Origin of the sequence: Butyricimonas faecihominis (assembly GCF_033096445.1) — a bacterium.
GTDB classification, from domain to species: domain Bacteria; phylum Bacteroidota; class Bacteroidia; order Bacteroidales; family Marinifilaceae; genus Butyricimonas; species Butyricimonas faecihominis.
The window spans coordinates 2,183,191-2,205,975 of sequence record NZ_AP028155.1; the positions used below are offsets into that span (position 1 = coordinate 2,183,191).

16 protein-coding genes are annotated in these 22,785 nt (G+C 36.0%); 3 read left to right on the forward strand and 13 right to left on the reverse strand.

The features are described from left to right. Position 1: 1 nt before the first annotated feature. From R8806_RS09085 to R8806_RS09140, 12 genes are all read right to left on the reverse strand, one after another. Positions 2 to 3,385, reverse strand: coding sequence for a SusC/RagA family TonB-linked outer membrane protein (locus R8806_RS09085; RefSeq protein ID WP_151412142.1), 3,384 nt, complete (start codon positions 3,383 to 3,385; stop codon positions 2 to 4). Positions 3,386 to 3,490: 105 nt separating this feature from the next. After that, positions 3,491 to 4,639, reverse strand: a complete 1,149-nt coding sequence (locus tag R8806_RS09090) for a FecR family protein (protein WP_164720077.1) — start codon at positions 4,637 to 4,639, stop codon at positions 3,491 to 3,493. Between the two features lie 47 nt (positions 4,640 to 4,686). After that, positions 4,687 to 5,247, reverse strand: coding sequence for an RNA polymerase sigma factor (locus tag R8806_RS09095; protein WP_124318354.1), 561 nt, complete (start codon positions 5,245 to 5,247; stop codon positions 4,687 to 4,689). A gap of 483 nt (positions 5,248 to 5,730) precedes the next feature. Next, complete coding sequence (locus R8806_RS09100; RefSeq protein WP_124318486.1) at positions 5,731 to 6,156, reverse strand: immunoglobulin domain-containing protein; 426 nt, start codon at positions 6,154 to 6,156, stop codon at positions 5,731 to 5,733. 251 nt (positions 6,157 to 6,407) lie between these two features. Continuing rightward, positions 6,408 to 8,756 carry a golvesin C-terminal-like domain-containing protein gene (locus R8806_RS09105; protein ID WP_151412140.1) on the reverse strand — a complete coding sequence of 783 codons (2,349 nt, stop codon included), beginning with the start codon at positions 8,754 to 8,756 and terminating at the stop codon, positions 6,408 to 6,410. A gap of 142 nt (positions 8,757 to 8,898) precedes the next feature. Then, positions 8,899 to 9,762 carry an ABC transporter permease gene (locus R8806_RS09110; protein WP_124318044.1) on the reverse strand — a complete coding sequence of 288 codons (864 nt, stop codon included), beginning with the start codon at positions 9,760 to 9,762 and terminating at the stop codon, positions 8,899 to 8,901. A 702-nt stretch (positions 9,763 to 10,464) separates the two neighbouring features. Beyond that, a complete protein-coding gene (locus R8806_RS09115; protein WP_124318045.1) occupies positions 10,465 to 11,478 on the reverse strand; it encodes a hypothetical protein in 1,014 nt (337 codons plus the stop codon). Further along, positions 11,456 to 12,562: a hypothetical protein gene (locus tag R8806_RS09120; protein WP_317715808.1), complete on the reverse strand. Its 1,107-nt coding sequence runs from the start codon at positions 12,560 to 12,562 to the stop codon at positions 11,456 to 11,458. The genes R8806_RS09115 and R8806_RS09120 overlap by 23 nt, the downstream gene beginning before the upstream one ends. A 6-nt stretch (positions 12,563 to 12,568) precedes the next feature. Then, a complete protein-coding gene (locus R8806_RS09125) occupies positions 12,569 to 14,155 on the reverse strand; it encodes a DndE family protein (protein ID WP_151412138.1) in 1,587 nt (528 codons plus the stop codon). Next, a complete protein-coding gene (gene dndD, locus R8806_RS09130; protein ID WP_151412137.1) occupies positions 14,145 to 16,271 on the reverse strand; it encodes a DNA sulfur modification protein DndD in 2,127 nt (708 codons plus the stop codon). Before dndD ends, R8806_RS09125 begins: the two co-directional genes overlap by 11 nt. Then, positions 16,271 to 17,626, reverse strand: coding sequence for a DNA phosphorothioation system sulfurtransferase DndC (dndC, locus tag R8806_RS09135; protein ID WP_124317918.1), 1,356 nt, complete (start codon positions 17,624 to 17,626; stop codon positions 16,271 to 16,273). Before dndC ends, dndD begins: the two co-directional genes overlap by 1 nt. A gap of 488 nt (positions 17,627 to 18,114) precedes the next feature. After that, entirely contained in the window at positions 18,115 to 18,579 is a 465-nt protein-coding gene (locus tag R8806_RS09140) for a cytidine deaminase (protein ID WP_229782912.1), read from the reverse strand. Positions 18,580 to 18,629: 50 nt separating this feature from the next. Between R8806_RS09140 and R8806_RS09145 the strand changes: the two genes are divergently transcribed. The 3 genes from R8806_RS09145 to R8806_RS09155 are packed head-to-tail and all read left to right on the forward strand — an operon-like array spanning position 18,630 to position 21,048. Further along, positions 18,630 to 19,547 (forward strand): glucosaminidase domain-containing protein, encoded by a 918-nt coding sequence (locus R8806_RS09145; RefSeq protein WP_124317920.1) that lies wholly within the window; start codon positions 18,630 to 18,632, stop codon positions 19,545 to 19,547. Between the two features lie 14 nt (positions 19,548 to 19,561). Then, positions 19,562 to 20,098 (forward strand): DUF4199 domain-containing protein, encoded by a 537-nt coding sequence (locus R8806_RS09150; protein WP_124317921.1) that lies wholly within the window; start codon positions 19,562 to 19,564, stop codon positions 20,096 to 20,098. Between the two features lie 2 nt (positions 20,099 to 20,100). Beyond that, complete coding sequence (locus R8806_RS09155) at positions 20,101 to 21,048, forward strand: glycosyltransferase family 2 protein (RefSeq protein ID WP_151412136.1); 948 nt, start codon at positions 20,101 to 20,103, stop codon at positions 21,046 to 21,048. Between the two features lie 79 nt (positions 21,049 to 21,127). On the opposite strand, the gene R8806_RS09160 is transcribed toward R8806_RS09155, so the two are convergent. Beyond that, positions 21,128 to 22,780, reverse strand: coding sequence for an MFS transporter (locus tag R8806_RS09160; RefSeq protein ID WP_124318390.1), 1,653 nt, complete (start codon positions 22,778 to 22,780; stop codon positions 21,128 to 21,130). Between the last annotated feature and the right edge of the window lie 5 nt (positions 22,781 to 22,785).

The window sequence follows — 22,785 nt, forward strand, 5'->3', positions numbered from 1 at the left end:
ATTAATTAAAATTAACTTTAATAGAGAAATTATACGAATGAGCATAAGGAAACTCCGTTCCCCGCTCTTGCTTGATCGTTGAGATTCGGAACAATTCATTTGCACCTAATTCAAAACGAACCAAACCAAATTTATATTTTCGTAAGAATTTAGAATCCAAATCATAACCTAATGTAATAGAATTCAAACTAAGCTCGTTATCCTTCTGCATAAAACGAGATGTCGGTTTTGTGTACCCATCTTGATTTCTAATATCCTTATATTTAGCGTTGTCTCCTGGTTTCTGCCATCTTTGTTTCAAAACACGTTTATCCACATTTTCCTCGTAAATCTTAGCATTCTCAACCTTCGTCACCAAAGTAGAATTATAGGCATCGCCACCAAACTTATACATAAACGAAGCGAACAATGACAAATTCTTATAACGCACATTAAATCCGAAAGACCCCTGAGCATCCGGTTCCGTATCACCGATAATCACCATCTCGTCTCCAGACCAAGTATAAGTAATCGTCCCATCTTTCTTTAAAAACATCTCTTTACCATTTGCCGGATCAATTCCTAAAGATTTCATTCCATATTTGGCCGTATTAGAACCTCCTTCTTCATATTTTGTTAAAATTTCCGAAGACGATTTCAAATTCGAATTTCGTTGGTAATACTGATTTACCCGGTCATTATACCGTTTTAATGCCTCCGAAATCGCTAATATCTCGTTTTTATTATGAGACATATTTCCATAGACAGAGAAATTCCAATCCTGACATCTTACAATCTCGTACTTCACATCCAACTCAATACCTTTATTCAAAACATTACCCATATTATCATAATAATCATTGAAACCAGAGGATGTCGGAATAGCTACCGTGGTAATCAAACCTGTCGTTTTCTTGTGATACCAACTTCCCGTGATAAACAAACGGTCATGCATAAAACCTAATTGGAATCCGGCATCAAAAGTTTTCGTTTTCTCCCAAGATAAAGCCGGATTACCCAATGCTTTCAGTAATGCACCAAATCCGGTACGATACCATTCCTCTGTCAACACCTTGTAAGTTGTTTTTGCCACATAAGGGGGAAAATTCACCTTACCCGTAGCTCCGTATGAAGCTCGTAGCTTCAATGTTGACAACACACCTTGTTGTTTCATAAATTCATAATTATGAATATTAATACCGAGTCCGGCTGACCAGAAAGGTGCAAATTTTTTATCCTTACCAAAATCTGAAGAACCGTCAAAACGACAAGAAGCATCCAATAAATAAATATTATTATACGTGTAATTCAATCCGGCCAAAAAACCAACCATACGACTCAAACGTTCATTAGCAGTCGGCTTTTCATATATTTCCTCGGCATAATTAATAGAGTTCAACGAACCCGATGGGAAACCTTTGTATTGACTGGAACTCCCCTCACTTTTATTTGCCTTAATATTCATCCCGGCAGTCAAATTTATATTATGCCCATTCACCATTTGATTATATGCAAACAAAATATTGGTATTCCAACTAAGTTCTTCACTCTTACTTAAATTATACGAGCCAGAAGACATATTATTTACAGACAATGATTCATTCTTATTTTGTAAAGACTTTGGATCAACGAAACGTTCTGTCGTAGAAAAACGGCGGGTCACACTAAAATCACCCTTTAACTGAAAATGCTCAGCAAACATCCAATTCACACCAAAGTTATCAATTAGCTCTTCATACTTTGATCCACTGAAATTATTCAACGTTGACTCGTACAATGGATTTACCCGTCCCAAATCCTCAGTCGTCATCCCGGATCTATTATGCCATTGAGGCAAATTTTGGGCAATTACCCCATTTTCATCTTTATAACGATCATAAGGCAACGCAGATGTATAACTAGAAAAAGAGCCATATGGAGAATCCTCTGAATTCATCACGCTATAAGAGATATAATTTCGTACTGACAATCCTTTAATCTGGTAATTAATAGAAAAGCCTCCTCCTACTCTCTTTCGGAAAGATTCTTTCATCACTCCTTTATCATTCCGATAACTAAAATCGATTCCATATCGAAGTCCTTGAGCTCCCCCCTCGATATACAAACTATGCTGTGTGTTGAATTCAGTACGTAAAGGTTGCGACAGCCAATAAGTATTCACTCCCCGCACTATATTCGCCTCCTTAGCTAACAATTCCTCCCGCTTAGAATACAATTCGGGAAAAGTCTCTGCCTCATAAAAACCTGCCGCAATTTCCGTATCCAATAATTCTCTGGCATTCATCAAATTATAATCACTCAAATCAGGAGTAGAAACTTTTCCGGTCAAACCATATGTTACAGACAACTGTCCGGCTTTCGGAGCCACGGTTGTAATGACCACCACCCCATTGGCAGCACGAGAACCGTAAATCGCAGTTGCAGCAGCATCCTTCAAAATTGTAATGTTTTGAATTCTATTAGGATCAAAATCGTATAACTTCTCCACACTAATTTCGAAGCCATCCATAATAAATGTTGGTAGATTTGAATTATTTTTCAAATTCGATTTATCCAACGGATCGGCATCCAACGCCTTCACTCCCGTACTGGAAGTACCCCGGATATTCACCTCTGGTAATGCATTCGGGTCTGATCCCCATTTATTATTCTCCCTAATTCTAAAGGAAGGGTCAAAAACCTGTAATGCTTGAATCACGTTTGACTTGGAAACTTTCAGTAATTCCTCTTTGCTCACGCTAACAGCATTTCCGGTAAAGCTCTTTTTATCAATATTGGCATATCCAGTCACGACCACATCCTCCAAAGCACTCGTCTCGATCTTCATCCGTATATTCAGCTTCTTGTCTCCTTGTACTTTTATCTCCTGTGTTTCATAACCGATAAAGGAAACAAGTAATATCAACGAGTCTTTAGCAGGCAGAAGCAATGTAAAATCTCCCGTCTCATTAGAGGTTATACCGATCGTCGTACCTTTCAATATAATCGTGGCACCCGGCATGGGCTCACCCCTCTCATCCTTTACATTTCCTTTCACCACAATCTCCTTCTTTTCTTGAACAACCACCTCTTCTTTCTCGGAAATAACATATACCCCATCTACTTCCTTGTACATATACTTTGTCCCTTGCAAACATTTATTCAGAATCTCAGGAAGAGCTTTGTTCGTCAATACGACATTAATCCTCACGGATTTATCTATCCGCTCATGATTGTATAATATCTTTCCACCCGTTTGTTTGCTTAAATGTCCCAAGGCATCCAAAAGAGACATATTTTCAAACTTAACACTCATTTGTTGCGTTTGGGCTGAAACCTCTTCCCTTAGCATGGTCCCGTAAGCCAGCAACAGAGTCACGAAAATAAACAAGAATTTCCGCAATTGAATCACAACTTTTTTCATCATAAGTTATTGGTTTTAATTTATATGATTAAAAAACATTAGTATATAGTATTCCCCTTATTGAACATTTTCACGTTCAATATCACACATTATTTACTCAAAAATTCCTTATTTCTTCGATCGGGAAATGAGTACTTTACCTTTTTCTAAAGAAAAATCCAAATGGGTAGCAAACTCCAGTATATCAAATACTTTTTCAATATCGGTATACTTGGGCACATTCCCTGTAAAGTGTAATTCCCGAATGCCCGGGTCCGCATAACACACCTCAATTCCATACCAACGAGCCATCCGTTTCATAATCGACTCGAGTTTTTCATTAAAAAAGTAAAGCCGATCTTCCATCCAAGACGTATAAGGCAAAATATTCACCTCTTTCACCGATAAGGATTGTTCTTTGATCAAGGCTTGCTCCCCGGGGCTCAATACTTTTTTCTGATCCCCAAGAGCTACCTCAATCTTTCCCGAGGCAAGAGTTGCCAAGCCAAATTCATCATCATTATAGCAACTCACATCAAAAGATGTCCCCAAAGCCTTCACCGAAAAAGTGGCACAATTCACAATAAAAGGTTTTGACGTATCCCTCGCCACGTCAAAAAACGCTTCACCCTCCAAATATACTTCCCGGGAAGTTCCCACAAAATTAACCGGATACTTTAACCGGGAGGTTGCTGCCAACCACACCTTTGTACCATCTTCTAGAGTCAGACAATATTCTGCACGGGCGGGGACACTCAATGTATTATAAATTAATTCCTTGGAAATGTCATCATGATTCTCGTACACGATTTGATCCCTTTTCTCCGTCATCCTAATTTTCATCCCGTTCTTTTCCAGTACTCCAGTCGAATCGAACTGACTAATGTTCACCCGCTCCCCGTTAGAAAGAAACAACATAATACCATCCTCATTAGCAGTAACCTCCACACTTGACTCCACGTCTCCCGTCTTCAGTAACCACCAAGCAAACAAAATCACAAACGGCAACAATACGGCCGCATAACGCACAAAATAACGTCGCAACATCCGTACCCGTTCCTTCTTCCGGGTTTCATCCAACACCCGATTCCACACCAATTGTCGATTAAACGATTTTTTAATCCTCAAATCGCTCGCTGCTTGTAGTAAAGCCTCCTCGTAGCACTTCTGATGCTCCTCAGACTCCTTTAACCACACCACGAACTCCACGTCATCATGAGGACGTTTCCCTCGTAAAACCTCTTTCAGAATATTCATATTTGATCTATATTCTTCCATATTCAAATAGCCTTTCATTAACAAGTCACATCAACTTGAAAAAAGTATTACTCGGATTTCAGAAAAATCAACAAAAAAAAAGGAAATTGTTCTTTAGTCAATTTTTCCCGTAAAATCCGATACGCTTTACTTACTTGTACTTTTACTGTATTTACCGATATATCATACTTTTCCGCCACTTCAACATAGCTACATTCCTCGATGCAGGCATCCACAAAAATTGCTTTACATTTTTCCGGCAAAGAATTAATTGCCAAATGAATTTTTTCGCTTAACTCTGCCCGTTCCATTTCATACTCCACACAAGAAGGATCCTCCAATTCCTCTGACAATTCCGTATCCCTATATTTCGTCCTTGTCGCATTTAATGACGCATAATGTATTGCAGAGAAACAATAATAACGGAAGGATTTATAAATAGACAACTTCTCCCTATTCACCCACAATTTCACGAAAAAATCCTGAACTATATCTTCTGCCGTACTTTTATTACCGGTAATCCGGTACGCCACAACATACAAGTCAGGAGAATATTCATTAAAAATATTCTCAAAACAAGAACGATCTCCCTGCTTTAACCCCTTAACATCATTCATTTCCAACTCCATAACGGATTGTATTTACACATTTACATCTTGCACCCAAAAAGAACCGTTTTTATAGGCCTACCATACATACAAGCTCATAAAAATCTCACTAAACGATCGTTTAATAATTACTAGTTATTACCACTCCTTCAATTTTTTCTTTCCTAATTATCAAACAATTATTCTTTTATCAATTTTCCAATTCGTCCTGATCATTAAACGATCCTTTAATTAACACAAAAATAAGAATAATTTATTACATCGAGAGATTTATAACCATTTTAGTATCATTCTATATGTCCGACAATATATAAAATTCGGTCCCACGACTTGCTCCTACCCGTGAATTTTCAATCCGAATAAAATTAAGAAATCTCAGGAGAGATAAGTTTCGTCATCTTCCCCAAGATTTCTCAATTTCAACAAACCCTGACATCATATAAACATGATTTATTCCTCTTAATTATAATCTATTTTATAACATTCATTAGTCACAACTCATTATTAATATAAAATTATATTCAATTTAAATCTAACAGAAACACTTCCTTTCCTATTAAATATTTCTAAATCATACTCACCCTCATCTGCCTCCCGAACCTCATCCAGTGTAATGATCATGTCATTTCCTATTATATGAAGAGTATAATCTCTTTGAAGACGTTCTTTTGCTCCATATTTATTTATTTTTGTCAACACACCATCAACTTGCAAATCTGAAATAAAAGTAACCTTAAAACTCACGTTACTTCCTCTAAAAACAGTAATAGTTGAAGGCGGCGGTGCAATAATTATAGGAGCCCCCACAATATCACTTAGCATACCAACTTTTTGAGTTTGTTCTTTAGGCTTTTGACCATAATCTACAGTAAAAGACATTAAGCTAATCAAAGAGATTAATGCAAAAATCAATAATAAATGTTTTTTCATAATTCATTGTTTTGTAGGTTAATAATATGGTTATAACAAATATAAGTTGCTACATTTTTTATTTATTCTAATAGGATTTCATATATAAGTCACATCAACTAAAAAAAAGTATTACCCTAATTTCAAAAAAATAATAAAATTATGATACAAAAACTTACAGCTTTACCCACAGGAATAAATATTTCTCTGTAACATTCTCTGTCAAACCGGTCAACTGGTTAGCAGCCTAACCAAAAACAAGATTATTCCTCCTATTGTTTAACCCATTTTACTGCATCTGCCACAATCTCTTGAGGCAGACAACCGTATTTTGTCTCAAACTTATCCTTTCGATCTTTATCACTCAATGTGACTTTTGCCTCTTTTAAGAAATTAAATACCCCCAACGAGATCCATCCCGCCTCTTTGCTATCTACTGTTGCAATCACATTATATTCTTCTTCTCCATTACAAATCGTGTAATGAAGTTCTTGTTTAGGATCTACCGCTGTATTAACAGGCTTCGTATGATAAAAAAACACCTCATATTCACCCGGCTGTGACAATACTGTATTCCATTCTACACGTGATCCACCCGAACCGGCTCGTTTATAAAAAGCACTTCGCACAGGCATACCGTAAAAATTATTATCAATAACAGGCTTCCAAGTATCCGGTTCCCCCGCTCTTGTTTGATATTCTTGCGGTCCTTCCTCGCCTCGAAACAAAGACACGATATCAAAACCTTTCGCCTTTATTATCCTAAAACAGGGATCTTCGTTATCAACGATAATTTCATTCGTATTTTGGAAAAATGTCATCGAATCCAAATTAAAAATCCCAGTCACGGTATCACCAAGAACTCTTTCCGGTTTTTCCAATCTAACAGACATTGCACATGGAAAATTTTCAGCTAAAGGCATATTCAAAGAATAATTATTAGTAATAAGTCCCATGTTTTTCCGGTTACGAACCTTAATTTCCCTCCCTTCATGAGGTGGAATAATCCACCCCTGCATATCCATTGTCATGATAAGTCCCGGCACATCACTCCGATTAAATACTTTAAAACGACAAAATATATCAGACGAAGAAAAAACATCCTTTCCTCCAAGATGAAACGCCTGAAATTCACGTATATCCAATTGTGGTAAACCTTTCGCATGATACCATTTTTCTACGAGAGAATCCAACCTAAAACCAAACGCCTGTTGAAACTTTTGACAATACACAGCCCAAGAGACTTCTGCAAAATGCGTACTAGCAATGGAATCCATATGAAATTTACAAAATTCACCACTCTCAATCTTCAACATCAGATACGTGAACAATTCTTCGCTTTTCTTAAGAACTATACCACGAACCACTTCTGGCGACAAAGCACGATCCTGCAAAGCATCCTTTAAACTATTGTTTTTCAAATAATGTACAGCTTGCCAATGATCAGTCACGGTTATACCACCCCCACGATCCTTATGTGTCATATTTAGTAATACATCATGCAGAATCGGATATTCCTCGGAATCAATAAACAACGTTTGACCAAACAACGTAGGTATTATGCTACAACTTCCTCTTCCCAAAATCGTGGCAATATCTACATTCAATTTGGTCACCATTTTTTCCGAATCATCTTCTTTATCAGTCACCTTGTTCTGATATTTCTCGATCGAATATAATTTTTCCGGAAGGAACACCATTCCTGCCTGTTCTCGCTCTCCCGTCAAGCGAGACAAATTAGAAAAACAATAAAAATTACATGGAGTTTCCAAAAGCGTTAACCGACGATAAGGGTAATGCTGGGTCGGGTCGAACTTTCTTTTAGCAAGCACTTCCCTAATCAATTCCCCCATGTTCCGTGTTCCATCATCCAACGCATTTACCTCCTCCCATTCTTTATCTGTCAGACTCTGTCTTTTCTTTATACACCCCTGCATCTCAAAATTAACCTTGCTATCTGTCAACACTTTTACCAACTGATCTTCAGGCATAGTATATTGTTCCAACAAGTATTCATGGCGAGGCAAATAATACAATTCCAAACGAGTCGTATCAGCTGCCCCCATTGAGGCCACGGTCACTTCCCGTTTCCGATATTCACCGACACACAAACTTATGCCCGGCATATCATGTGTAAAAACAAATGAAGTCTTCCCCTCTTTCTCATCCACCGTATCTCCTTGTGAAATTACTACCAGACGAGGTTCATGCTCAACGGTCAACGAATAACGGGTAAAATTCACTTTTCTATACTCCAACGGGCTATAAGGAGGTACAGACACGGGATACCATATACATTCCGGGGTCAATAAAGTATAATCCTCACTACAAAAAGCAGGTGTATACCCGTAACAAAATATTCCGAGACGATTCACATTAGAGAAATCATATTCCTTATTCTCTTGTTCCAAGAAACATATATCCGTTTCAATATTCCCTTCATACAGAACCACAACACGACATCTCTCACTGGCAGCTAATTCTTTATCCAAAATAATCGCTTGACATTCTCTCCTGAATAATACGTTTTCCCCATTTACTTCAACCCGACTTACCTTCAAGCCCGGGTTCAAATACATGACAAGAGGTATCCTTTCCGAATTTCCATTCGTAATCTCCATTTGGCTTTTTATTGTAAGACCTCCCCCTTCCAACATTTTCACGTATAAATCATTGCACACAATTCTCGTTCCTGAATATGTACTATTTTCATTATATACTTGCCGATAAAGCTTTCTATTATTATCTATTACCCTATAATGATTATAATACATAAAAGCCAAACAACCGGAAAGAACAAACAAGACAGAAGCCCCCCATAAGCTTTTCCGCATCACGAAAAGACCATTCGGAATTCTTGGATAAGAAATAACAGACAATATGAAAAAAACCGATCCCAGCTAACAAAACACTCCCTCTTTGTAAAAGATAACTCTCTAGATTTACGTGTCCCGTAAAATCAGAAAACATATTGGGTACATAACGAGCACAAGGATCTAACAATCCATGTAACAAATGAGCCGTACCAAAAGTCAACCCACTAAATATCAACACTAACAAAATAAGACTCATTCCCGAATTACGCACCCAACGAATCATGAAACCGGAAAAGCCTAGGAAGTAAACTAATGTCGGAAACGTGAGTGTAATCCAATAAAACAAGTAATATGACAAATCAAAAGAATGAGAATACAAAACAAGATTAATAACTATCGAAACGGCAAATGCAAGCCCATTTAATAAGGTCACGACCAACAATTTCCCTAGAAAATTACCAGTCACGATTTCCCGGTTACTCTGAGGATGAGAATATAAAGCCTCTTTCGTACCTATTTTATATTTTCTCAAATCGTTCACCACGAGAGAAACAACAAGTAACAGTTGAATCAAATTAAAATAATAGGCACTTTTAAACGGGATAGATGAAGCCAAAGCCTGAGAGGACCAATCCATGTGGAATTGTAACAAATCATTTATCGAACCGCTACCATCTCCCCTTGACAGGAACGAATACTGATATACGACAGCCCCTAAAAGAGCCAAAATCGCAAAAATTCGAAACAAGATACTCCTACGCACCCGCTTGAATTCGTATTCCGCCTCTATAAAAATATTGTTCTTACCCATAATACAACATTTTAATTTTTACACACACATCATATCCCTAAGCCGCCTCCATATATAAGTCACATCAATGAAGAAAAAGTATTATCCCGATTCTCAAAAATTATAAAAAACCGACCATATTAATTTCACCTGTTCTCCCTTTCCCCCTCACACTTACTCTTACATCTGTCCCTTCATCGTTTCGTTATATCATCGTTAAGTCTCCGTTACTATAGAACCTAGATTTAACGATGATATAACGAATAGATAACGAACAGATGTAAAGCAAAGTATTGAGTAACAAACAATAAACTCCGATACTATACAAATCCAACTGAAAAGAAAAAGAGATCGGCTTTTATTGTTGATCATAGATTGTTATTTAAAATAGCCAATATCCGTACGGATAGTAATTTCTCCCTCCTCACTTATAGCTGTAGAGAAATTCACAAATATCTATACTTTTGCTACCCAACCATGTATCAGCACCTCTTTACAAAATTTGAATATACCACTGATCAAGAAAGAATTTCTATCTAAAGCAGTATCAGAGAACATATATAAATTCAAATTTGATGAAAATTTATATAAGTCTTTACCCCCAATAGATACATTCATCAAAATAAACATATTCATCAAACGGTCTATTCCGGTAAGTATTCTACAGGAAAAATCATTTTCCAGTATCCTTACTAGCAATCCGCAAAATTTTGATAAAGAGAACTATACGGCAATCCTCTCTCGAATACTTTTTTCAACAGCAAGAAACGACTGTAATTCCGAAATAAACTCAAACTCTTCAAGTTGCTCAATGATTCTTTTCCTATCAAAAAGAAGCTGATCATACAAAATTTCATCATGTTGATGAAATTTTTTTTTCATTGGAATACTTATTGCATATGGAATGAACATAGCGTGAATTGCTAATTTAGAAAAACAGAGAAATTCTTTAAATCTCTGGGTATCATATTGCTTATAATTCCACTCTTTTCCACAAGCACATTGAGCAAGTATTATAATCATATTGGGAATTCTATCAATAAAAGGTAACCAAGCTATTATATCTAAGCCTCTTTCTTGAGTATTCGTGTTAGGAATTGAATTCAATTTGTCCAAGTTTATTCTCATATTCAATTCTTCTGCCAATTTTGAAATCTTAGTTTTAGCATTACCTTTATATAATGACTTTTTCCCAAATACTTTTATTATAGCTTTTGGCGGGAGAAAGGATTTCAGACTATAAAAAGATAATGTCTCAAAATCGACAGCCAACTCTGAAGCAATATCCTTAAAACAATTCAAATTAGAACACAAAAGTAGTAATATATATAATTTATGCTTACTCGATAAATGCTCTTTCAATTTAATTTGATTCTTCTTAATAATAAAAGGATACTCATCAGAACTATATAAACTTTCTCGTTCACGACAGACATTAAAAATTGAATAAAATCTTTCTTCAATTATATCATTTTTTTCTGCTTCGAGCGAAGCTATTTCCTCCAATTTATTCTCAACATCGTCAAGTGCATCCACCTCTAATATATTAGAATCTTTTATATCTTGTAATTTATCTGAAATATCAGCAACAGTTACTTCTTCTTTTAGAAATAAAGCATTCAACTCTACAAAATCAGCATACACATGTTCTATATATTTTTGTACATTGGGAGTTTCAAGAGTAAAATCTTGAAATTGCTTTTTCAATTTTTCATTAAAATTCATCACCATCTCCAAATACTCCTTTTTTTAGTAGTTCATCTTTAGTCTGCTTTATTTTAGAAGTAAGTTTTCTAATTTCCACCAAATCAGACTCAAGATTTATATAGAAATCTGTAATTTTATGAACTAATGCATCTGCTTGCTCCAAAGATTTTAAAGAATTTTGTATATTTGTAAAAAATACAGATTCAACATTTTCTGTAAGTTCAAATGCCCGTTCCAAGTCTTTTCCCTCTCTAAAAGCAGAACAAGCTACAGGACTCCCTAATACAGCGTTTAAACTATTTAAATCGCTACTTTTACCCTTAATCCTAGTTTTATTTTGATCATTCTTTTCAAAAAACCAAAATATTAATTCCTTCAAATTTGCTTTATTCAGACTTTTCAAAGGTCTATCTGATGACATATCAACTTCTAGAAATGCAGCAATATGACTTCGATTCAATGAATCCACTAAATATCCTACATAAAATGTCGTATCATCTAAATCCTTTATTTTATAAAAACCTTCATCTTCTACAATTCGATATATCTCGTAGGCAATAATGACTCTTTTCACATACTCTTTCCGACTACCTATTTTTTTAGCTAATTCACTAACAGCATTATCTATATTTTCACCTTTAAATTCATCGAAATATAACTTGTACAAATACCGCGATTTTTCAGTCAGCCCCCAAGGTTTTATTCCAGTTATGTGTCTATAGCCTAAATATCTTCGAATTTCATCCTCTGTATTAAAAATTAAACATGGAATATGAGTTGGACGATGTTGGGCAGCCTCATAAATCTCTCGAACAGAAGCCTTCTTCACTGATGCTAATTCAGGTTCATTTAAAAGCTTTATTGCGGTTAAACGTCTATTCCCCTCTAATACTTTATATTTATTCCCTTCATGAACAACTAACAATTGCTCTCCTTTAAAAAAATCATTCTCCCCTATCGCTTGCATTAATTCTAATGTCGCAGCTTCCAAAAGCATATAATCAATAATTCCTCTTTCATCCAAATTATGCTTTGATCGAGGCAGACGAGGATTTTGCGGATATAAAATTAAATCTTTGTAATATATAGTCTGATAATCAGAAGTTGTTTCCATAGCTAGTTATTTATTACGTTTCCAATACTGTTTTATCCAAAACTTTCGAGCAACTTCAAATTCTTTTATGTTCGAAATAGCTTGCCCTTTCTCGATTTGCTCCATATTACGAGCTAAAGTTACAACATTCTTACCAGAAAGTCCTAAAAACTTTTCCATTACTTTGGGATTCTTATCTTTTATATCAAGCAAAAAAGCGATCTCACACATGGTAGAAAAATCAAAATCAGGTTGATTATATTCTTCTATACCTTGAGATAATAAAACAACGGCAACCCCCTTCGAACGTATTTCCCTTAAAATTTTCTCTAAAATATATTGATATTTTTTCTCTTTAAATAAAACATGAGCTTCATCAATAAGAATAACATACCTCATTGCTTTCAATGCATTGTCAACAGAAGTGTTATCCATATTCATAAATACATTATAAATATAATTTATAATTAGAAAAAGAGAAGTAAATCTAACAGAATTAGATAAATCTCCTGATAACGAGAGATACAAATTTTTATTCAAAAAGTTAGATTCATTTTTGGGATCATCAATAAAAATTTTATACCGACTTAATTCATCCATTATTTCTGTTAATGAATCCCTTTTATCTCCGACCAATCCATGTAGATGCTCATTAACCATACTCAAACTTGGATATGTCCCACCCTTTTGGCTAATAAAAGCTTCCTGAACAGCTTCTCTCAATTTACCTTTTTGCTTAATACCAATATTTGAATATTTACAAATAATATCAACAAATTTATCTATACCCATATTCTTATTAACCTCATTAACATTATCTATAAATGTTAAAGGATTTACGGGAAATTGCATTTGTGGTACATCAACAAAATCTGTCTTAGTTGCTTTAAAAAAAGGTTCTCTATTTTTTATATCATCTTGCTTCAAACCTTTAAAATCAAGATAAATAAAATTTACATGCCCATTTGACTGTTCATAAATTTGAGATAGAAATTCTAATGCAAATTCCGTTTTACCCGTTCCTGAATTTCCTGCAATTGCAATGTGACAATTATTATATCTACTAGTATCATTTAAAGATAAATAAATGGTCTGAGGATTTTCTTCTACCGTACTTCCAACATTGATTTTAATACTTCCAGTGTAATAAGACTTATCTATATGTTGTTGATTATTACGTACTGCATCTAAAGGAACATTCAAATCTGTCAAATAAAGCGTACCCTTTTCTATATATTCGATAAGAAAATCAAAGAATGTATAATTGTAATTATCTTGAAATATATTATCAAGTAATTCTAAACCATGATCAATATGTAATTTAATATACCGAGGGATATTTACTTCATCTGTTTTGTACAACCCATAATATTGAGAAATCAACGCTATATAAAAATCTCTATATTTCTCATCAAATAAAATATGATCTTTATATTCTTTACCCTTTGAATCATATAAATTAAAATCACTTGTTTGAAATTTTTTCCCTGTTTGCAAAGAATAGCCTAACGCAATTCGAGCAATCACATTTTCTTTTGTACCATACGGAAGCTTTGTTGTTAACTTTCGTACAATTTCTTGATTTTTTTCAGAAGTTTTTATATTAATCTGCATTATATATCAAATTATACGTTGATAAAAAATCTTCAGGAGATGTTTCTACAAACTCAGAATTATCAGTACTAACATTATTTATTAAATACGCCCGACTAACATTGGGTTTCAACAAACAATATTCCCTTTCCGTTAATTCCTTGTTTATTAATGGGAAAATTACAACTTGTTTTGACACACTAGGATAAAAATATTTAATAATATTCTCCGCATGTTGTTCATCAAATTTTTGCATCGGGCTATCAATAAACACAGGAAACTCTATTTCAGATTCATCTACTAATGAACTTAACAAAGCCGAAGCATACATTTGCCTTTCTCCCATCGACAGGGATGCTTTATCTATAACCTTATCACGTTTATCATATAGAACAATATCAATATCATCTCCGGTGAAGTTAATATCGACCTCCACACGAGTCACAAAATTTTTCTTATGCAACAGGATATTTAAGGAATTCAACATTTTTACTTCTAAAGATTTCTTTTTTTCTTCTTTAAACAAAACTATAAAATTTTGCAATTTAGTTATCAATTGTCTTGTTTTCTGCTCTTTTAAAGAATATGAGCTAGATTCATCTATTTTTTTTCTCAAAATCTCCTGCCGTTGACGACAAGCTTTTAATTGGTTTTGCGTCTCTCCAATCTTTAAAACAGTAGTTTCTATCTCATTCGAATATTGATTTATTCGTGAAATAAGAGCATTTTTTTTATCTCTCAAAGCCAACGTATATTCATCTCCTGCATTTTTTTGAGCATCACGAATTTTTCTATTTATAGAATCTAATTGATTTTTATAAAATGAATATTCCGTATTTAATTGAGTAAATTTATCTTTAAAACTATGTTTTATAGTATTAACTAACTGAACAAATTCATTAAATTGAGAACTAGAAAAATCATGTAAAACTTTAAAATTTTCAGGGATCGGAGATTCTTCTACAAAAAAATATTTTTTTACCAATCTCTTGATCTGTTCTTCATAAAACTCTCGAATTTTAATACCATTCTTATCAAATACAATATTTGTATATAATCGAGCATTTTCTATATCAGCTCTTATTTTATCAATTTTATCTAAAATATCTTCCTGTTTATACTTTTGTTCTAAAGCTAACTTTTCATTATTTAATTGTTCTGATACATTAGCAACAGTTTCTCCTGCTAAAGCAAAAGGTATTATATCAAGAAGCTCTTTCAACTCACTTTGTTTGTCAACAATCTTTTGTTCTAGAGACAATTGCTCTGCTTTCAAGGCATTTAGTTCTTCTAACGACATTCGATCTCCTTCTCTTATGAGTTTTCTTTGAATTTCTTCTACTTCTTTCTCGGTTATATTTTTCTCCTCTTTTAGATCTTCTATTTGCTTATTCAAATCAGCAACATCTTCGCTATAATTTTTTATATCCGCATGAAGTTGCGTCAATTCTTTCCTTTCTTCAGGCTTTGCAGAACGACGTCTATATTCATCCTGCTTTTCTTCTAAAGTAGTTTTTAAATCCTCATATTTTTGTATGCCTAAAACCTGAGAATATGCTCGACTCAATTGCTGCCGCTGCAAATTAGAACTAACTTCCGCTAATGATACAATCTTTTCAGCATCAAAAAAGAAAAACTTTGCAATCTCAATAGGTAAGATAAAATCACGAATAAAAATTTCCTCTCCTTTTTGATTTTCTTTCGTTAGATCTTCAATTAACTCATTAGGATACCCATCAATAAGCACCTCTACTTTATCCGATGAACTTGTTATTATATTATAAGATCTCCTAATTGTCACCTCATTACAAGTTATATCAGGAATTTTTACATCAGAAAAAGTAATCATAACAGAAAATTCAGTCTCTCCCTCTTCACGAGCTCTCCGATTTAAACTTTCCACTATATATTTAGTGTAATTACCTTTATCTCTAATTTCTTTTTCGTATAGCTCATCCACTTTCTCCATCTGTTTACCATACAAACACCACACTAACGACATCAAAAAAGTAGTCTTACCAAATCCATTCTTACCACTGATAACAACAACATTAGCGTCATTGGACGGTAATAAAGAAATAGTATTACACCCTTTATATATTCTAAAATTATTTAATTGTATTTCTTTGATAAACATTACCCTACTTTTTTATTAATATACTTTTCAATGACCCTTTCCATATCGTCTTTTAAACCTCTTTTCCGATTCAATAAAGCTTTATTTCTCTGTAGCCCTAAAAGTTCTCGAATCAATTCGTAATCAGACTTGTCATCAGAGCAAACTTTAGCTAATAAGTCTAATTCTCTTTGCATTTTCTGGGTATGCTTTTCCATTTCTATTTTTTTATCATAGATATTATTATATATTTCGGAGACAGTCCGCAAAAATTTAACATCCTCTTTATAAAGTTCATCCCTATTCCATACAATTTGAATTGCAACTAATTCTTGATTATTTATTAATTCGATATCAGATCGCTCAAATTGAACCTCTCGTTGAGCCATAAGCAATTTTTCAAGCAACTTAATACGATATTCTGGCGTATATGTTCCTTGATTATGACCATCATTAGAAACAGCAATTTGTCCATTCCTTCGTGTCGACAATCGATTCTTGGAGAGATTACGACCATTAAATAACTCTTCTCTAAATCGCAAAAGAGGCCTTAACCACTCCTCTCCATTCGCAACCAATGCTGTTAAAGATTTATCTTCTTTAACAACAGTACAAGTCCAACAGCCAAAACGACTTTGCCCGCATGCCCCATGACTGTTATCCGTTACAATTGTAGGACATTCATAATCGTCTGCACTTGCATTCATGTAAATTTGAAATAACTTTGAATTATCTGCCCCCCAAGGGGAAGTCATCGCATTAATTATGTACCAAACCTCCTCCAACATCAAGTCCTTTATAGGAGAATAAACATACGTATTCGGATTATACGGATGTTTAGCCAACCTTTTGCCACGTAACGAATGTTTCTTTATTGATTTTGCACGATTAACACTTTCTGCACTACGAGTTCCAATAAGAATTATAGCCTCTCCATATTCTGCTACTTGTTCTATCAAAAAACGAGACGTAGGTTTTATCTTCATCTTATCAGTACACCAACGAAAAGTATTATTAGGTACAGGATATCCCCGTCCTATAACATTTACCCAAAAAGAATCTTCTAATCGCGGAATTGTCCTTTTCACATATATAGGCATATCTTGGCAAACCGCAGCAGTCTGTATTTTTCCTAAAACATTATCAACATATTTTGCTATAATTGGATTTTCAACCAAAGTGTCATTACAAACAACATACACACAACGCTGTCTCTTCTCTTCTGGAATTTTGCTTATTGCATACCACACTAACTGAAGTAAAACCGTAGAATCTTTTCCTCCACTAAAACCTATTATCCAAGGACGTAAATTATCCTCTATCAAATATTGATCAATTAATTCTGATATTATATAATTAATTCTTTGAGAACTCATTTTATTCTATTATTTAAATCTCCATAAACACGAGATATATTAGCTTTTTTAATATGGCAATTCGAAAATTTATTAGATTACAAAACTACAAAAAATACAAGAACAAGCAATTAAATACCCTAAGGTATTAGTAAATTTCCATCATTGAAAAAGATTTAATCTATATCTTCTTTATCCGATATAATTAAGTACCAAAAACAAAATATTTCCTAACATACAAATTTATAGCACAACAACAACTACCCCGTAACCAACTACAAAACCCAACAAATCTAACCGAGAACAAGAAGAGATCTAACCGAAAAGCTACCCCTCTTTCGAAAACTCCCCAGAGCTTAAACAGAACTCAGATAACAGCGACAGGCGAATCAACGGTTTATCTCTGAATGATCAACGAAAAAGGGTACTGTTCTCTATTAGATTACAACTGCATTACACCTAATTCTGGTTTAATCAAACCGATATTTCATTCTCTTCGGGAAGACATTTTAAGACATGACAAACGAGAAAGGTAATAACTGGCTGGCCTTGATCAAAAGGGTTCTTTTTTTGCCTATCATGATAACATCAAAATCCGCTTTATAACGTTGAACAATTTCTGCCATCACTTGCCGACAGGCCCCGCACGGAGTAACATTTTCATCCACTTCCACACCATGATCACGGGCTGCAATAGCGATTGCCTTAATCCCCATCTCCGGATAAGCGGAACAAGCATAAAACAATGCGGTCCGCTCAGCGCACAACCCGGAAGGATAAGCAACATTCTCCTGATTAGTACCACAAACGACCTCTCCGTTATTCATCAGCACGGCGGCTCCCACGGCAAAACCGGAATACACGCAATACGCATTTTTCGTGACATCCAAGGCAGCACGACACAATTCCTCGTACCCTTCCGGGTAAGATTCCCGGTACACCGTGTAATCAATCTTCAATTCCGCTTTCTCCATTCTATTTTTTTTCGTAATTTTACCGCCAATATAAAACATTATCGGAAACTATGAGCAAGATTTACGTTATTTTATTTTTGAGTTTTATATGTGTTAACATATGTGGAGCCTCTACGGACAGTCGCAAAGCGTTCATCAAAAAATATAAAAGTATCGCCATCGAAGAGATGGATCGTACGGGAATCCCCGCCAGCATCAAGCTGGCACAAGGAATGTTGGAATCCGGATGCGGAACATCCAAACTGGCGGTCAATGCCAACAACCATTTCGGTATCAAATGCCACAACTGGAACGGGGCCAGTTTCACCATGGACGATGATAAACGAAACGAATGTTTCCGAAAATACAGGAATCCGGAAGAATCATGGGTAGATCACAGTGAATTCTTGCTCACCCGTCCCCGCTATGCCTTTCTGTTCGACCTGCCAAAAACAGATTACAAAAGCTGGGCTAAAGGATTGAAAAAAGCAGGATATGCAACCGCCTCCGATTACGCACAAAAACTCATTAAGATTATCGAGGAAGAAGAGTTATATCAATTCGATCGTCCGGCAAAAAAAGTCCGTCCGATACCCAATGAATTAAACTACAAACTCAGCGAAAGCAAAAACTACCAGAGCCGGGTGGTATATATCAATCGGATTCCTTCTGTAAAAGTGAAAGAAGGGGACACGTTTGAAAGTATCGCCCAGTATTTCAATATTCCGTTGAAGAAATTATTAAAATACAACGATAAAAACGAACTTTCGATCCGTACAGGAATGCACGTGTTCTTGGCAAAGAAAAAGAATAAAGCTCCCAAAGGTTACACGTTCCATAAAACGAAAGCCGGAGACACCATGTACATGATCTCCCAGATATATGGAATCAAGCTCGCCAAATTGTTGCAATATAACTACATGGAAAACGGCGAAAAACCTCAGGTTGGAGAAATGATCTCGTTAAGAGGTCCCGCCCAATTATACTAAAGGAGAAAAATTAAATGGAAAAAAATAACGAGCTATTCTTAAAGCAGAATTCAATATTCGGGTGCCTGATCGGGGGTACCTTCATTTTCGCATCTTTGTTATTTATCCTGGCAGGAAAAGGAATCGTGGTAAACGCACAATTCCACAACATCATCATGATGCTAACCATTTTCGGGATATTCATCGGTGTTCGGAAATACAGGGATGAACAGTTGGCTGGTGTCATTTCCTACGGGAAAGCACTGAAAACAGGCATATTCATCCTTTGCATCGCCTCGTTATGCTATGCCGTGTACGTGTTCTTTTTATACACGTTCAACGCAGACTTACTGACCGAATTCAAAAACGTGACAATAAACACACTGAAAATTACCGGCCAGAATTCCCCACTCTTCAAAATGCTCGAAGAAAACGTTGATGTATATTTTGTTCCCGCCAGTATCGCTTTCGGGGAATTATTCAATAGAATCATCGTGGGAACGGCCTTCTCGCTATTTATAGCCGGGTTGGTCAGAAGAAGTAAATTACCGTTTAACCCGCAAGAATTTTAAACATGGATATTTCAGTAGTCGTACCGTTATATAACGAAGAGGAATCGTTACCGGAACTTTCCGCATGGATTGAAAAAGTCATGACAACGAACAATTTTACCTACGAAATTATCATGGTAGATGACGGGAGTAACGACAAGTCATGGAAAGTGATCGAACAACTGTCTGCTAAAGACAATCATGTACGCGGCATTAAATTCCGCCGTAATTACGGGAAATCAGCCGCATTACATTGTGGTTTCGAGGATGCACAAGGAGACGTGGTAATCACCATGGATGCAGACTTGCAGGATAGCCCGGATGAGATTCCTGAACTCTACCGCATGATCACGGAAGAAGATTATGACTTGATTTCCGGCTGGAAAAAGAAAAGATATGACCCGATAACCAAAACACTCCCGACAAAGCTCTTCAACGCTACTGCCCGGAAGTTCTCCGGCATCAAGTTACATGATTTTAATTGCGGGTTAAAGGCTTATAAAAACACGGTAGTGAAGAATATCGAAGTGTACGGGGAGATGCACCGTTACATTCCGATTTTGGCCAAACAGGCCGGATTCACCCGGATCGGGGAAAAGGTGGTTCATCATCAAGCCCGAAAATACGGGGTAACGAAATTCGGGTTGAACCGATTTATTAACGGTTTCCTCGACCTACTTTCCGTAACTTTTATTACCCGGTTCGCTAAAAAACCCATGCACTTATTCGGTGCGCTGGGAACGCTGTTATTTATTATCGGATTTTGTGCCGCCGCTTGGATTGGTATTGAAAAACTGATCGCCGTGGCCCATAACCTGAGAGTCCCTCTGGTAACAAACAATCCTTACTTCTATATCGCTCTGACCTGCATGATCATCGGTTCTCAACTTTTCTTGTCCGGTTTTCTGGCAGAATTAGTTTCCCGAAGTGCCAGCGATCGGAACGTGTACAGGATCGAGAAAAAAATATAAATCACAAAATATTCTAAATTAAAAATGTCCACCTCATTTGAAGTGGACATTTTCAATATAAATATAATCAATTTTCCTCTTATTGTTGAACATTCGGCAATTCCAAACCAAGGCCTTTCACCTTATCAACACGTTTCAGGATTACACCGATAACCAAAGCGGCTCCCCCCAAACAAGCCAACATGACAAGAGGCCAAGTATAGTCATAGGAAACAGCTGCTTGTTCCGGGGTGATCACGTGATTCTTCAAGTCATTTACAACTTGAGGATTCGTGTTATCCAACACTTTACCGATCAATAACGGGAAAAGCCACAAACCGATATTTTGAATCCAGAAGATCAATGCATAAGCAGAACCTATCACTCTCTGATCAACCAACTTCGGAACACTCGGCCACAATGAAGCCGGAACCAACGAGAACGATGCTCCCAGAATTAAAATGGTCACGTACGCAATCAAAACACCTCCGATCGCACTACCTTTAAACAGAGGTAAGATAAATGCAAATGTCAAGTGACACACGATCAACAAGATTGAACCGAACATCAACATGGTAGCAGCCTTACCTTTATTGTCAACCACTTTACCAAGAATCGGCGTGATACCCACTGCCAACAACGGGAATACGGCAAAAATAGTCTCTGCCGACTGACGCATATAACCCATGTAGCAGAAAATAATCAAACCTATTACAGAGATAGCTAGCAACAAAGTTTTCAATGCCTTCTTGCTTGTAAAGTTAAATGCAAATGCAGTGGCTGCAACAACCAGCATGATACAATATTGAATAATTGTCACAGCATTCCCAGCCCAGAAAGAACCTTCGGCAGGAGGAGTAAATGTCAAATTACATTGTAGCATGTTAACCGCATATTTCTGGAACGGGAAAATAGCCGAGTAATACAATACACAAAGTAATGCAACCAACCAGAAACCTCCACTGGACAGGATTTTCCCAATATCTTTAATTTTAAAGGGCTCATCTTTTTCTTCAGCCTCTCCGGTCTGTGCATCCAATTTTTTATCCATGAAGAAATAAACAATGAACATGATCAATGCAATCATCAATAGAACCACACCAAAAGCAACAGAACGAGAAACATCAACTTGCCCACCAAGTTTCGCGAAGAACGGAGAGAAAATCATACAAGTAGCAACTCCCAAACGAGCCAATGCCATTTCGGACCCCATTGCCAAAGCGATTTCACGTCCCTTGAACCATTTCACGATACCGCGAGAAACCGTGATACCTGCCATTTCCACACCGCAGCCAAAGATCATGAAACCAACCGCAGCCAGTTTAGCAGATGCAGGCATCCCCTGATAGAATGGGGAGATTCCCAACTCGTCAAAACCCGGAATATAATTCAAATTGTTCGTAAACCATGCTTCCAACCCGCTTCCCTTAAAGCCTTCTGCAACAGCATACCATTTAATAACCGCACCGATTAACATTACACCACCTGATAAAAGAGCCGTAAAACGAACACCCATTTTATCCAGAATGATACCGGCAAAAATTAAAAAGAATACAAATACATTCAAGAATGTTTCAGAACCTTGCATTGTTCCAAATGCCAACGAATCCCAACCACGTTCCGACTGCATCAAATCTTTAATCGGTGATAAAATGTCCATAAATATGTATGAACAAAACATGGCTAATGCCAGCAACAATAAAGCGGCCCACCGAACGGCTGCATTGTCTCTAAGAGTAAGCTTTTCTGTCATTTGAA